The organism is Variovorax sp. GW821-FHT10D07, assembly GCF_059415325.1.
The window spans coordinates 1-12,769 of record NZ_JBWKMZ010000005.1; the positions used below are offsets into that span (position 1 = coordinate 1).

At 70.1% G+C, this 12,769-nt stretch carries 18 protein-coding genes; 11 read left to right on the forward strand and 7 right to left on the reverse strand.

The genetic code is table 11. The features are described 5' to 3' along the window. Positions 1 to 539 precede the first annotated feature (539 nt). The 3 genes from AC07PU_RS16890 to AC07PU_RS16900 all read left to right on the forward strand — a co-directional run bounded on the left by AC07PU_RS16890 (position 540) and on the right by AC07PU_RS16900 (position 2,201). On the forward strand, positions 540 to 824 hold the full coding sequence (locus tag AC07PU_RS16890) for a DUF427 domain-containing protein (RefSeq protein WP_093339974.1): 285 nt from the start codon (positions 540 to 542) through the stop codon (positions 822 to 824). Next, positions 821 to 1,564, forward strand: a complete 744-nt coding sequence (locus tag AC07PU_RS16895) for a 2OG-Fe dioxygenase family protein (protein ID WP_495318943.1) — start codon at positions 821 to 823, stop codon at positions 1,562 to 1,564. The genes AC07PU_RS16890 and AC07PU_RS16895 overlap by 4 nt, the downstream gene beginning before the upstream one ends. Before the next feature lie 196 nt (positions 1,565 to 1,760). After that, complete coding sequence (locus tag AC07PU_RS16900; protein ID WP_057597897.1) at positions 1,761 to 2,201, forward strand: universal stress protein; 441 nt, start codon at positions 1,761 to 1,763, stop codon at positions 2,199 to 2,201. Between the two features lie 45 nt (positions 2,202 to 2,246). On the opposite strand, the gene AC07PU_RS16905 is transcribed toward AC07PU_RS16900, so the two are convergent. Further along, on the reverse strand, positions 2,247 to 2,936 hold the full coding sequence (locus tag AC07PU_RS16905) for an RluA family pseudouridine synthase (protein WP_495318946.1): 690 nt from the start codon (positions 2,934 to 2,936) through the stop codon (positions 2,247 to 2,249). 89 nt (positions 2,937 to 3,025) lie between these two features. On the opposite strand from AC07PU_RS16905, the gene AC07PU_RS16910 reads away from it, so the two are divergent. Further along, positions 3,026 to 4,333, forward strand: coding sequence for an MFS transporter (locus AC07PU_RS16910; protein ID WP_495318948.1), 1,308 nt, complete (start codon positions 3,026 to 3,028; stop codon positions 4,331 to 4,333). A 1-nt stretch (position 4,334) separates the two neighbouring features. On the opposite strand, the gene AC07PU_RS16915 is transcribed toward AC07PU_RS16910, so the two are convergent. Genes AC07PU_RS16915 through AC07PU_RS16925 form a run of 3 tightly spaced genes read right to left on the reverse strand, consistent with a single transcriptional unit; the run spans position 4,335 to position 5,072 of the window. Then, entirely contained in the window at positions 4,335 to 4,625 is a 291-nt protein-coding gene (locus AC07PU_RS16915) for a 2Fe-2S iron-sulfur cluster-binding protein (protein WP_209545440.1), read from the reverse strand. After that, a complete protein-coding gene (locus tag AC07PU_RS16920; RefSeq protein WP_093339963.1) occupies positions 4,622 to 4,912 on the reverse strand; it encodes a VF530 family protein in 291 nt (96 codons plus the stop codon). The genes AC07PU_RS16915 and AC07PU_RS16920 overlap by 4 nt, the downstream gene beginning before the upstream one ends. 10 nt (positions 4,913 to 4,922) lie before the next feature. Then, entirely contained in the window at positions 4,923 to 5,072 is a 150-nt protein-coding gene (locus tag AC07PU_RS16925; protein WP_177239215.1) for a hypothetical protein, read from the reverse strand. An 87-nt stretch (positions 5,073 to 5,159) separates the two neighbouring features. Here AC07PU_RS16925 and AC07PU_RS16930 point away from each other — a divergent pair, with 87 nt between their 5' ends. The 3 genes from AC07PU_RS16930 to AC07PU_RS16940 all read left to right on the forward strand — a co-directional run bounded on the left by AC07PU_RS16930 (position 5,160) and on the right by AC07PU_RS16940 (position 7,402). After that, positions 5,160 to 5,678, forward strand: coding sequence for a GNAT family N-acetyltransferase (locus tag AC07PU_RS16930; protein WP_093339960.1), 519 nt, complete (start codon positions 5,160 to 5,162; stop codon positions 5,676 to 5,678). Between the two features lies 1 nt (position 5,679). Continuing rightward, positions 5,680 to 6,363, forward strand: coding sequence for a PepSY-associated TM helix domain-containing protein (locus tag AC07PU_RS16935; protein ID WP_495318951.1), 684 nt, complete (start codon positions 5,680 to 5,682; stop codon positions 6,361 to 6,363). Between the two features lie 142 nt (positions 6,364 to 6,505). Next, positions 6,506 to 7,402, forward strand: a complete 897-nt coding sequence (locus tag AC07PU_RS16940) for a DUF808 domain-containing protein (RefSeq protein ID WP_495318953.1) — start codon at positions 6,506 to 6,508, stop codon at positions 7,400 to 7,402. A gap of 12 nt (positions 7,403 to 7,414) precedes the next feature. On the opposite strand, the gene AC07PU_RS16945 is transcribed toward AC07PU_RS16940, so the two are convergent. Beyond that, positions 7,415 to 7,633 carry a hypothetical protein gene (locus AC07PU_RS16945; RefSeq protein WP_057597821.1) on the reverse strand — a complete coding sequence of 73 codons (219 nt, stop codon included), beginning with the start codon at positions 7,631 to 7,633 and terminating at the stop codon, positions 7,415 to 7,417. 117 nt (positions 7,634 to 7,750) lie between these two features. Here AC07PU_RS16945 and AC07PU_RS16950 point away from each other — a divergent pair, with 117 nt between their 5' ends. Genes AC07PU_RS16950 through AC07PU_RS16965 form a run of 4 tightly spaced genes read left to right on the forward strand, consistent with a single transcriptional unit; the run spans position 7,751 to position 10,198 of the window. Beyond that, positions 7,751 to 8,023 (forward strand): DUF2164 domain-containing protein, encoded by a 273-nt coding sequence (locus AC07PU_RS16950; RefSeq protein ID WP_093339951.1) that lies wholly within the window; start codon positions 7,751 to 7,753, stop codon positions 8,021 to 8,023. 15 nt (positions 8,024 to 8,038) lie between these two features. Further along, positions 8,039 to 8,881: a VOC family protein gene (locus tag AC07PU_RS16955; RefSeq protein ID WP_495318956.1), complete on the forward strand. Its 843-nt coding sequence runs from the start codon at positions 8,039 to 8,041 to the stop codon at positions 8,879 to 8,881. Between the two features lie 38 nt (positions 8,882 to 8,919). After that, positions 8,920 to 9,351 carry a hypothetical protein gene (locus AC07PU_RS16960; RefSeq protein WP_495318957.1) on the forward strand — a complete coding sequence of 144 codons (432 nt, stop codon included), beginning with the start codon at positions 8,920 to 8,922 and terminating at the stop codon, positions 9,349 to 9,351. A gap of 49 nt (positions 9,352 to 9,400) precedes the next feature. Beyond that, a complete protein-coding gene (locus tag AC07PU_RS16965; RefSeq protein ID WP_490876704.1) occupies positions 9,401 to 10,198 on the forward strand; it encodes an enoyl-CoA hydratase/isomerase family protein in 798 nt (265 codons plus the stop codon). Between the two features lie 12 nt (positions 10,199 to 10,210). Here AC07PU_RS16965 and AC07PU_RS16970 read toward each other — a convergent pair whose 3' ends face one another. Together AC07PU_RS16970 and AC07PU_RS16975 are read right to left on the reverse strand one after the other, a co-directional pair. Continuing rightward, entirely contained in the window at positions 10,211 to 11,320 is a 1,110-nt protein-coding gene (locus AC07PU_RS16970; RefSeq protein ID WP_495318959.1) for a M14 family metallopeptidase, read from the reverse strand. A 38-nt stretch (positions 11,321 to 11,358) separates the two neighbouring features. After that, on the reverse strand, positions 11,359 to 12,669 hold the full coding sequence (locus AC07PU_RS16975) for an MFS transporter (protein WP_093339942.1): 1,311 nt from the start codon (positions 12,667 to 12,669) through the stop codon (positions 11,359 to 11,361). Positions 12,670 to 12,769: the final 100 nt, after the last annotated feature.

Consider the following 12,769-nt stretch of genomic DNA (forward strand, 5'->3'; position numbering starts at 1 on the left):
ATCCGCGAAACGCTGCGCTCCTCGGCGCAGCCAGAGGGGGTGGGTCGGGCCATCGCTGCGCTCGGCCGAGCAAGCCCAACGGGCCTTCGCTTCGCTCGGCCCAGTTGGAAGAAGACCCAGGGCCTACGCATGCGCACACCCCACACAAGGACGCGCCATGGCGCGTTGACCCTAGTCCCCTCTGGCTGTGCCGAGGAGCGCAGGAGAAAGCGGGATAAGGGCCGCAGCTGTCTGAGCGCAGCGCAGCGGAGCGAGTTCTGCGGACCCCCGCTTTCTCCGAGCACCGCAGGTTGCCCGTAGCGAAGCGGAGGGACACAGACAGCGGGGTCGCCTTTCTTTGCTTACTTTCTTTGGCGAGACAAAGAAAGTAAGTCGCCCGCCGGGGCGAGACCCGGCCAACGGCTTAAAGCAAAGAAAACAACCCCCATCCAACCTCAGCCTCAAAGAGCAAAAAAACCACCCCCACAAAACACCAGAAACCAAACAGTCACAATACCCCTCCGGCCAAACAAATCCCCCAGTCGGAGATCCAAATCCAAATGAAAGCCACCTGGAACGGCGCCACCATCGCCGAAAGCGACGACACCGTCCTCGTCGAGGGCAACCACTACTTCCCCATGTCGTCGCTCAACCGCGACGTCGTGACCTTCAGCAACCACAAGACCACCTGCCCCTGGAAGGGCAGCGCGAACTACTACTCGCTCCTGGTCAACGGCGAACTCAACACCGACGCCGCCTGGTACTACGCCGACCCCAAGCCCGAGGCCGAGATGGTCCGTGACCGCGTCGCGTTCTGGAAAGACGTGAAGGTCACGGCGTCGTGACCACCCCGGCCTTCGATCCGCCGTTCATCCATCCCGCGGAACTGCCGGCCGCACTGCGCGACCAGGGCTATGCGGTGCTGGGGCCCCAGGCCGTGGGCGACTGGCTCGGCCTGCCGGTCGCGCAGCTCGAGGCGTTGCATGCCGACTGGAACGATCTTCCGCCCGACGAATACCTGAAGGACGGCGGCCGCTATCGCACGCGGCGCCACGAATGCTTCACCGTCGACGGCGAGGCGATGCGGCAGGTGCCGCGCCGCGCGCACTGGCAGCCGGTCGAATACAACGCGCTGCATGGCGGCATGCAGCGCTGGTTCGCGCCGATGCTCGCGGCCACGATCGCGCAGCCGGCCTGGCAGCGATTGATCGTGCGACTGGGCGAAGCGGCGAGCCAGCTGCGCGGCGCGCAGCGCTGGTACGTGGAAGCGCATCAGTTCCGCATCGACACCGCGGGCGGCATCGGCCGGCCGACGCCCGAGGGCGCGCACCGCGATGGCGTGGACCTGGTGGCGGTGGCGCTGGTGGGCCGCCACGACATCAAGGGCGGCGAGACGCGCGTGTTCGAGGCCAACGGGCGGCGCGGCGAGCGCTTCACCATGACCGAGCCGTGGACGCTGCTCTTGCTCGACGATGCGCGCGTAATCCACGAATCGACGCCGATCCAGCCGCTCGAGGAGAACGGCACGGGCTGGCGCGACACGCTGGTGATCACCTGCCGCGCCCAGGGTTTTCAGGGCGACTGAAACCCGCGCCGCGAGGCGCTGCGCGGCCTGCAGGCGCGGGCCGCGCGCACGCGGTATCCGCGATTTCCCTGGCTGGGAGGCGTCCTACAGTTGTGTCGCAGCCTTGCGGTTAAATTCGGGGCCCGGTCTTCGGCCATCTCCAACGGCCCGTGGACTGGACCCTGTCTGCCTGCGAACGAAGAAAGCGAGGTCCGCCATGTTCAATCACATCCTGGTCCCCATCGACGGCTCCGAAACTTCCATGCTCGCGGTCAGCAAGGCCAGCGGATTGGCGCTGGCCTTCGGAAGCCGCATCACCCTGATCCACGTGATCGACAACTACCCCTTCATCGGCGTGGGCGCGGACTATGCGCTCGGCCAGAACGAGTACCTCGCCGCGGCCACCTCGAGCGCCAATGCGGCGCTCGCGCGCGGCGTGGCCGCGCTGGCGGCCGAAGGCCTGCACAGCGACCAGCGCGTGATCGACGGCCACGTGGTGCACGAAGGCATCGTGGACACGGCCATCGCCATCGCGGCCGACCTGATCGTGATGGGCTCGCACGGCCGCAGCGGCATCGAGAAGCTGCTGCTCGGCAGCGTGACGCAGCGCGTGCTGCAGGACTCGATGGTGCCGGTGCTGGTGGTCAAGGGCGGCTGAGAAGAACGCCGCGCCACCCCTTCGAATCCCGCCGATTCCCGCCGCTCACGCCGAGCCTTCTCCCGCCTCCCGCAACGCCTCGAAGCGCGGCCCGAAATCGGGCCGGCTCGCGAAGCGCATGCGCTCGCGCGTGGCCGGGTGCTCGAAGCCCAGCGCGCTCGCATGCAGCAGCAGGCGTGGCGCGCGCGCCTGCACTTCGGGACTGCCATAGAGCGCATCGCCGAGGATCGGATGGCCGATCGACGCGAGGTGCACGCGCAGCTGGTGCGAGCGGCCGGTGAGCGGCTCCAGCAGCAGGTAGCTGCAGAGCGCCTCGCCGTCGATGCCGCCCAGGGCGCGCCAGCGCGTGAGGCTGGGCTTGCCGGCGGGATCGATCTTCTGCAGCGGGCGGCGCGGCCAGTCGGCCATCAGCGGGGCGTCGATGCTGGCCCACTCTCGTGCCACGGGCAGCAGGCCGTCGACCACCGCTTCGTAGCGCTTGTCGACTTGGCGCGTGGCGAAGGCATCGCTCAGCGCGCGCTGCATCTCGAGGCCGCGCGCCATCAGCACCAGGCCGCTGGTCGCCATGTCGAGCCGGTGCACGATCAGCGCATCGGGCCACTGGCGCTGGGCACGCGCGCTCAGGCAGTCCTGCTTGTCCTCGCCGCGGCCGGGCACGCAGAGCAGGCCGGCGGGCTTGTCGAGCACCAGCAGGTGGGCGTCTTCGTGAACGGGTCGTAGCGGGGTCGGGGCCATGGGAGGGCCCGAGTGTAGAAGCGTGGCCGGGCAGGGGCGTTGGCGGGCGCTCATGCGCGGCTCACGGTGGGTGGGCTATCCTCGGACGGATGTCCGGCCCCGCCACTGGCTCCTCAGCCTCCGCCTCCTCCCCCCTCGATGCCGCCGCCGGCGCGGTGCCTTCCCCACCGAGTTTTTCCGACCTCACGCGCGAACGCCCGTTCATGCAGATGTGGGTGGCGCGCCTGTTCGGCACCGCCGCCTCGCAGATGCTGCTGGTGGCCATCGGCTGGCACATGTACGACCTGACCAACAGCGCCTGGGACCTGGGCCTGGTCGGGCTCTACCAGTTCGTGCCGGCGCTGCTGCTGGCGCTGCTCGCGGGCCACGTGGTCGATCGCCACCACCGCGGCCGCATCGTCGCGGCCTGCTTCGCGGTGCAGGGGCTGGTGGCGCTGGCGCTGCTGTTCGCGGTGCTGCGCGGCCACGACAGCCGCGCGCTGCTGCTGGGGCTGTCGCTGGTGCTGGGCGCGGTGCGCGCGTTCCAGATGCCGGCCCAGCAGGCGCTGACGCCGATGCTGGTGCCGCCGGTCATGCTGGCGCGCGCCATGGCCTTCAGCTCGGCCGGCATGCAGGGCGCGATCATCGGCGGGCCGGCGCTCGGCGGCCTGCTGTTCGTGGCGGGCATGGCGGTGGTCTACGGCGCGAGCGTGCTGTTCTTCGTGGTGGCCTGCGCGCTGGTGCTGCGGCTGCGCTATGCCTACGTGCCCAAGGCGCGCGAGCCGGTCACGCTCGGCACGGTGTTCGCGGGCGTCAACTTCATCTGGAACCGCAAGCCGGTGCTCGGCGCGGTCTCGCTCGACCTGTTCGCGGTGCTGCTGGGCGGCGCGGTGGCGCTGCTGCCGATCTATGCCAAGGACATCCTGCACACCGGCCCCTGGGGCCTGGGCCTGCTGCGCGGCGCGCCCGCGGTCGGCGCGCTGGTGATGTCGATCGCGCTCACGCGCCGGCCGATCGAACGCCGCGTGGGCCGCGCGCTGCTGATGGCGATCGCGCTGTTCGGCCTGTGCATGGTGGTGTTCGGCATCTCGCGCAGCTTCATCGTCTCGCTGGTCGCGCTCGCGGTCTCGGGCGGCGCCGACATGGTCAACGTGGTGATCCGCCAGACGCTGGTGCAGCTCGAGACGCCCGATGCCATGCGCGGGCGGGTCAGCGCGGTCAACTCGATCTTCATCGGCGCCAGCAACCAGCTCGGTGAATTCGAATCGGGCGCCACCGCGGCGCTGCTCGGGCCGGTGGGCTCGGTGGTGGTGGGCGGTGTCGGCACGATGCTGGTCGCGCTGACCTGGTTCAGGCTCTTCCCCTCGCTGGCGCAGCGCGACCGGCTGGTGGTGGCGGCGCCGGCCGTGCGCGGCTGAGTCAGGCGTCGTCGAACAGCGAGAAGGCCTGCGGCGCGTCGATCGCGATGTCGCCCAGCGCCTCGGCCACGCAGGGCAGGATCCAGCGCTCGGCCTTTTCCTCGGCGCTCAGGCCCGGCCATTCGATGGTGTGGCGCGCCTCGCCTTCGAGCAATTGGCAGATGCAGGTGCGGCAGGTGCCGTTGCGGCACGAGCTCGGCATCTCTATGCCGGCCGCCTCGGCCGCCTTCAGCACGCTGGTGCCGGCCTCGGTCTCGAAGACCAGGCCCGAGGGCTCGAGGCGGACCTTCATGGCCGCGGCGTCGACGTGCCCTGGCGGCGCTGCTCGCGCAGCATGAAGAGGTAGAGGCTCTCGACCTTCTCGCGCGCCCACGGCGTCTTGCGCAGGAAGCGCAGGCTCGAGCCCACGCTGGGTTCGTGCGTGAAACAGCGCACCGGCACCAGCTCGCCCAGCTGCTGCCAGCCGTAGTGCGCCTGCAGCGCCGTCACGATGGCTTCGAGCGTCAGCCCGTGCAGCGGATTGCGCGGCTGGGCCGGGGGCGCGGTGGGGGAGGGCGGCGAGGCCGGTGCGTCGCTCACGGGTGGCGGATCACTTGTTCTTGAGCTTGCCGCGCGGAATCACCGCCGTGGTGACGACCGCGCGCACCGGCTCGCCGCCGAGTGCCGGGGCCTTCGGCGGGGAGGTGTCCTTCTTCGGTTTCTTGCTTTCCTTGTTGGAACGTTGCTGACCCTTGGCCATGAGGTTTCTCCTGAGCTGCTGCGATGATGGGCTGGGAGTTTAGCGGTGCGGCGACAATAGGCGGTTCCATCCGTTTTTCCCGCATTCATGTCCGACCACGAAGTTCGCCCCGCCACGATGCGCGATGCCAAGGCCATCGCAGAAGTCCACGCCGCCGCCGCCAAGGCCGCCTACGAAGGCATCCTGCCCGAAGAGGAGCTGCGCGCGCTGGCGCTCGCCTCGCGCGAGGCCAAGTGGCGCGAAGCCATCGAGTTCAGCGAACCGCAGGTCCACGTGGCCGAGCTCGACGGCAAGGTCGTCGGCTTCGTCGGCTTCGACCGCTCGCGCGACCCCAAGACCCCGTCCACCGCGGGCGAGATCTGGGCCCTCTACGTCCGTCCCGAGCACTGGGACAAGGGTATCGGCGTCGCCCTCTGGGACGCCGCGCGCGAAGGCCTCGAGGAAGAGGGCTGCACCACGGTCACCATCTGGGTGCCGATCCGCAACGACCGCGCGATGCGTTTCCACGAGCTGGCCGGCTTCAAGCGCGAGATGAAGACCGCCAAGACCACGCAGATCGGCAGCGTGCGCATCGAGGAAATCCGCCTCAAACGCAACGTCGCCTGACATGGACGCCGGACACGCCCCGGGCCACGCCCGCCGGGTGCCATCGCACCAGCGCCGCACGCTCGCCGTGCAGTGGATCCGCCGCACCCATGGCTGGTTCGGCCTCTGGGGCGCGGTGCTCGGGCTGCTGTTCGGCTTCAGCGGCATCTGGCTCAACCACCGCAACGTGCTGAAGCTGCCGCAATCGCAGGAACGCAGCCGGGCCCAGCTCGCGCTGCCCGAGCCGGCGCCGGCCACGCCCGAGGCGATGGCCGCCTGGCTGCAGCAGGCCTTGCGCACCGACGGCCCGCCGCGCTCCACGCGCATCGAGCCCGCGAAGCCGGTGGCCTGGGTCGACCGCAAGGCCGATCCCGAGGCGCCCGCGCTGACCCAGCCCGCGCACTGGACCTTCAACTTCGGCGGCCCGAACCAGACCGTGCAGGCCGACTACTGGCAGGGCAACCGCTCGGTGGGTGTGGCCACCACCCACAACGGCCTCGTCGCCACCCTCACCAACATGCACAAGGGCGGCGGCATGCCGCTCGCGTGGATCCTGCTGGTCGACACGCTGGCCGGCAGCCTGATCTTCCTGTCGCTCTCGGGCGTGGCGCTGTGGATGCTCACGCACCGCCGCCGTGCCGTCGGCCTCGCGGTGTTCGGCGTCTCGCTGGCCACGATGCTGGCGATCGCGCTGAGCGCGCTCTGACGGCCCAGGGCTTCGGCCGACTGCTTTCGGCGTACATCGCGTGGCCGCGGCCGAAGGCGCGGGCCCGGCATGTGCGGATATTCACGGACCCTGCACACGGCAGCGGCTAAGCTCGCGCCTTTCATTTTCCTTTCGCCCATCCATGGCCTCCAGCCTGCTCCTGCTGCTCGACGACATCGCGACCGTGCTCGACGACGTATCGGTCCTCACCAAGGTCGCCGCCAAGAAGACGGCCGGGGTGCTCGGCGACGACCTCGCGCTCAATGCCCAGCAGGTCGCCGGCGTCAAGGCCGACCGCGAACTGCCCGTGGTCTGGGCGGTGTGCAAGGGTTCGCTGGTCAACAAGGTGATCCTGGTGCCGGCCGCGCTGGCCATCGGCACCTGGCTGCCCTGGCTGGTCACGCCGCTGCTCATGGTGGGCGGCGCCTTCCTGTGCTTCGAAGGCTGCGAGAAGCTGGCCCACAAGTTCCTGCACAAGGAAGAACACGCGGCCGACACCGCGCGCCACGAACAGGCCGTGGCCGATGCCGCGGTCGACGTGGTGGCGGTCGAGAAGGACAAGATCAAGGGCGCGGTGCGTACCGACTTCATCCTCTCGGCCGAAATCATCGCGATCACGCTGGGTACCGTGCAGGGCCAGCCCTTCACCACCCAGCTCAGCGTGCTGGTGGGCATCGCGCTGATCATGACGGTGGGCGTCTACGGCCTGGTGGCCGGCATCGTGAAGCTCGACGACGCGGGCCTCTACCTGAGCCAGCGCGGCAGTGCCGCCGCGCGCAGCGTGGGCCGCGCGATCCTCGCGGGCGCGCCCTGGCTCATGAAGGGGCTGTCGATCGCCGGCACCGCCGCGATGTTCCTGGTCGGCGGCGGCATCCTGGTGCACGGCGTGCCCGCGCTCGGCCATGCGGTCGAGGCCTGGGCCGCGACCTCGGGCGTGTTCGGCACGCTGGGTTCGATGCTGGTCAATGCCGGCGTCGGCATCGTCGCGGGCGCGGTGGTGCTCGCGGTCGTCGAACTGGTCAAGAAGCTGCGGCGCTGAGCGGCGCGCGGCTCAGCGCCGTTGCGAATCCTTGCCGCGCTTCACCAGCTCGACCACCACCAGCGCCGCGCCCAGCGCGAGCGCGAACCAGCCCACCACCGAGGCGCCCGCCACCATCTCGAACCAGCGCGTTCCCTGCAGGAAGTGCGGGCCCAGCAGCACGGCGGCGCCGATGAGCAGGCACAGGATGCCGCGTTCGAGCATGCGGGGCTGGCGGGAGGGACGGGCCATGGAGATCGATCGGTTCGGTTGGGGGAGCGGCCGCCGCATTCGCGCCGCGGCCGGGGGCCCGATTCTCCACGCATCGGCACAATGCCCTTTTCGAGCATCCAGCAAGGACCCCGCCGCATGACCATCGAGATTTCGCGCGAGCTGCGCCAGCAGGCCATCACCTCGATCGAGCGCTATTTCCGCGAGAACATGGAAGAGCCGATCGGCAATGTCGCCGCCGGCGCGCTGCTGGGCTTCTTCCTCGAGGAGGTCGGCCCCACGATCTACAACAAGGCCGTGGCCGACGTGCAGGAGCGGCTGCAGGCGCGCGTGTCGGAGGTCGACCTCGAGGTGCACGAGGACGAGTTCCGGTACTGGCACAAGTTCGACAAGCAGAAGAAGGGGCGGTAGGCCCGCGGGGCGGCCATGGCAGCGTACCGCGCGCTCGACCACGTGGTGATCCGCCTGCGCGCGGTCGAACCGCTGTGGTCGCTGCTCGCCGGCGAGTTCGGCCTGCCGGTGAGCTGGCCGCTGCAGCACAGCGCCTTCGCGAGCTTCGGCTGGATCAACGTCGGCAACACCAACCTCGAGCTCTGGGCCGCGCGCGACGACGCCGACATGCCGCCCGAGGCGCAGCCGCCGCGCGTGCAGGGCCTGGCGCTCGACCCGGCCGACCTGGAAGCGAGCATCGCCGAACTGACCGCGCGAGGTATCGCCTGCAAGCCGCCGCGCGCCTTCCGCACGCAGGACGCATCGGGCGCGTCGGTCACCAACTTCACCAACGCGGTGCTGCTCGACCTGTCCTCCGATGCCTGCTGCGTCTTCTTCTGCGCCTGGGATGCGGCCGGCACGATCTACCCGTGGCCGGAGAAGCTCGATGCGCCGCAGCGGCGTGCTCGCGATGCGGAGGTCTTCCAGGCCAGCGCGGGCGGGCCGCTGGGGATGATCGGCCTGCGGCGGATCGGCCTGGCCGTGCCCGACCAGGCCGAGGCGAGCGTGCGATGGCGCGCGCTGACGGCCTCGCCGCGGGGCCCGCTCGCGCTGATGCCCGACATCGCCGTGGCGCTGGCCCCGGGCCGGCATCCGTTCGCGACCATCGAATCGCTGTGCTTCGGCGTGCGCTCGCTGCCGCAGGCGCGCACCTTCCTGGCCGAACGGCAACTGCTCGAGGCCTCGTCGCCCGACGAGCTGGTGCTCGCGCGCCACGCCTGCGCGGGCCTCGACCTGCGCTTCGTGGAAGCGCCGCGTGGCGCCGGCGCATCGGACTGAATTCAAAACTGTCAGCAAACGTTGCAGAATCGACGGCCATGCCTCGCCATCGCACCGCCCCTTCCTCGCCGACCCACTCGCGCCCGTTGCGCGCCGCCTGCCTGCTGCCGCTGCTGCTGGGCGCCTCGCTCGCCTGTGCGCAGTCGCAGAATCCGGCCGACTTCCCGCTCGAATCGGTCGGCTACCTCAACGAGGAACTGCCGCGCATGGAGGCCGCCGTCGCCTCGAGGAACCGCGAGTTCTTCCATGGCGCGATGGCGCGCACCATCGAGTTCTCGGAACGCTGGGGCTTCAAGTCCCGGGCCAATCCGCAGCTCGCCAAGTACCCGATGTGCACCGACGCCGTGATGGACTACGTGGTGGTCGGCCTGTGCCGGCTCGATCCCGCGGGCGATGTCTGCGAGCCCGGGCTCGCGCCGCGGCTCGATGCCAACGTGAAGCGCTGCCGCGAGGTGGCGGCGCAGCGCTGAAAGAACAACGAGCGTGCGCGATCGGCGCGCACCGGAGACAGGAAAGACCATGGACTACGCCCGCTACCAGACCCTCGCCATCACGCGCCGCGGCGCCAACGGCACCGTGCTCGACATCCAGATGCGCGCGGCCAACGGCAAGCTGCCCACGGCCGGCCACGACGGCCACCGCGAACTCGCCGAGATCTGGCGCGATGTCTCGGCCGACGATTCGGTGCGCTGCGCCGTGCTGCGCGGCGAGGGCATGGGCTTCTCGGGCGGCGGCGATCTCGGCATGGTGCAGGACATGACGGCCGACGACGCGATCCGCCAGCGCGTGTGGCGCGAGGCGCGCGACCTGGTCTACAACATCATCAACTGCGACAAGCCGATCGTGAGCGCGATGCACGGCCCGGCCGTGGGCGCGGGGCTGGTGGCGGGCCTCTTGGCCGACATCTCGATCGCCACGCGCGGCGCGAAGATCGTCGACGGCCACACCCGCCTGGGCGTGGCGGCCGGCGACCATGCGGCGATCGTCTGGCCGCTGTTGTGCGGCATGGCGAAGGCCAAGTACCACCTGCTGCTGTGCGAGCCGGTCAGTGGCGAGGAGGCCGAGCGCATCGGCCTGGTGTCGCTGGCGGTCGAGGACGCGGAACTGCTGCCGCGCGCCTACGAGGTGGCCGACCGCCTCGCGGCCGGCAGCCAGAGCGCGATCCGCCTGACCAAGTACGCGCTCAACAACTGGCTGCGCCAGGCCGGGCCCACCTTCGACGCCTCGCTGGCGCTCGAATTCATGGGCTTCGCGGGCGCCGACGTGCGCGAGGGCGTGGCCTCGCTGCGCGAGAAGCGCGCGCCGAACTTCGGCTGACGCGCCCCGTCTTCAGGCCTTGCGCAGGCCCTGCAGCGTCTGCAGCAGCACCACGCGCGTCTGCCCCAGCACCATGCCTTTCCACTCGTCGTTGTCGCAGTAGAAGGCATCGCGCAGCTGGCGGCGGATCTCGCGCTGCTGTGCGTCGGAGGCTTCGGGATGGCGGCGCAGCCAGGTGTCGGCGCGCAGGCGCGTGAGCACCTCGTTGTCGGGCAGGGTGCCGAACTCGAGGCCCATGGGCGCGACGCGCGCGTTCGGGCATTCGTCGTAGGCGGTCGAGATCACCGGGCCCGAGACGTCGGCCGAGGCCGAGTCGCCCGCGAAGGGCGCGAACACGTCGGCGCCCCACCAGGCATGGGCCATGGCCAGGTCCTCGGGCGTGTTGCGGCCCGGGTAGATCTTCTCGCCGTGGCCGTAGGGGCCCAGGCCCGTGTGCACGTCGATCCAGCCGATGTGCGTGGCCGAGGCCGCGTACTTGCGCAGGATCGACCGGATGGTCCTGTTGCTCCACGAAGGCGCGGTGCCGCCGTAGAACAGGCCGTCGGGCGAAACGTACTGGCCCTTGGTGACGGCGGCGCGGAAGGCGCGCATGCCGTGCTTGTCGATGTAGGCGGCCACGGCCGCCTCGTCGGCCGGCGTCGGCGGCCAGCTCGCGGGCAGCACCAGCGGTTCCACGTCGGTGTACTCGGCGTTCACCGGCAGCGGCGCGCCGAAGTCGATGTGGTTGCGGTTGAGGTCGATGTTGTCCTCGTTGGTGCGGTGCAGGTGCGAGAAGCCGTGCGGATTGACGGCATGCACCAGCAGCAGCGCCACGCCGGCCTGCTGCAGGCGCGCGAGCAGGTCCTCGTCGTGCAGGGTCGCGACCTGCGCGCCCGAGCCGCAGAAGCCCTCGGGGCCGTGCGTGCCCGAGGTCACGAGCAGCAGCTTCTTCGCGTCGATGGCGCCGAGCAGCGCGACGTCGGTCGCGAGTTCCTCGCCGAGCGCGCCGCGATGCACTTCGTTGACGAAGGACTCGATCGAAGCGCCGCGAGCGCGCGCGGCCTCGAGGAACTTGGCGCGGGCCTCGACATAGGTGCCCGAGAAATGCCGCGTGGCGGCGGTGCTGTGGGTGAGAGCGGTCATGGAGGGATCGTGGGGAGGAATGTTCGAGACGACGGAGATCAGGCGTGCGCGCCGGCCGCGTCGATGTCGCGGCCCGTGTGGTCGCGCAGCCAGAGCAGGCCCAGCAGCGAGACCAGGGTCATGATGACCAGGTACCAGGCCGGCGCGAGCTTGCTGCCGGTGGCGTTGAGCAGCCAGGTGCTGATGAAGGGCGCGAAGCCGCCGAACAGCGCCACGCCCACGCTGTAGACCAGCGACATGCCGCTGGCGCGCACCGCCTTCGGGAACATCTCGGGCAGCATCGTGATGCCGGGCACGGTCTGGCCCACCAGGCCCAGGCTCAGCACGCCGAGCACGATGAACAGCACGGCGGGCGTGGGCGAGGCATTGAGCCAGAGGAAGCCCGGGTAGATCAGCACCACGAGGAAGACGCGGCTCCAGAGGATCAGCGGCTTGCGGCCCACGCGGTCCGACAGCAGGCCCACGAAGGGCGCGAAGGCGAACGAGATCAAGCCCGTGAGCGCGGCGCCGAACAGCGCCACCGAGGGCGTGAGGCCGAGCTCGCGCACCGCGTAGGTCGGCATGTAGAAGGTGACGACATAGGCCGCCGTGGTGCCGCCGACCAGCGCGAGGATGGCGGCCAGCACGGTCTTGCCGTGCTGCGAGCAGACGATCTTGAGGCTGCTCTCGCGGCGCGGCGCGGTGGCCGATTCGGGCGCGATCTGCAGCGATTCCTCGAGGTGGCGGCGGATGTACATGCCCACCGGCGCGATCAGCATGCCGAGGACGAAGGGCACGCGCCAGCCCCAGCTCTGCATGTTCTCGGGCGACAGCGTGAAGGTGAGCGCGCCCACCACCACCGCGCCGAGCATCACGCCCAGGCCCTGGCTCGCGAACTGCCAGCTCGCCATGTAGCCGCGGTTCTGCGGCGTGGCGTGCTCCACCAGCAGCGTGGTGGAAGCACCGACCTCGCCGCCGGCCGAGAAGCCCTGGATCAGCCGCGCCAGCACGATCAGCACCGGCGCCGCGACGCCGATGCTCGCGTAGGTGGGCGTGAAGGCGATCACCGCGCAGCCCAGCGCCATCAGGAAGATGGTCAAGGTCATGGCCTTCTTGCGGCCCGCGCGGTCGGCATAGGCGCCGATCACGATGCCGCCCAGCGGCCGCATGATGAAGCCGACACCGAAGGTCGCGACCGTGAGCAGCAGCTGGCCGTAGCCGCTGAAGGTGGGAAAGAACAGCTTGCCGATCACCAGCGCGAGGAAACCGTAGACGGTGAAGTCGAAGAACTCGAGGCCGTTGCCGATGGTGGTGGCGACGATGGTCTGGCGCCGGCTGGCGGCGCTGTGCGCGGGACGGGTGGGGCTCATGTCTCGGGGTGTTGGTGTGGTTCTGTGGGAATGCGGGTAGGTCGAAGGTCTTCGGCCGCGACGGATGCTAGAGAGTCGGTTGCTCGCTGAAAAGACAATA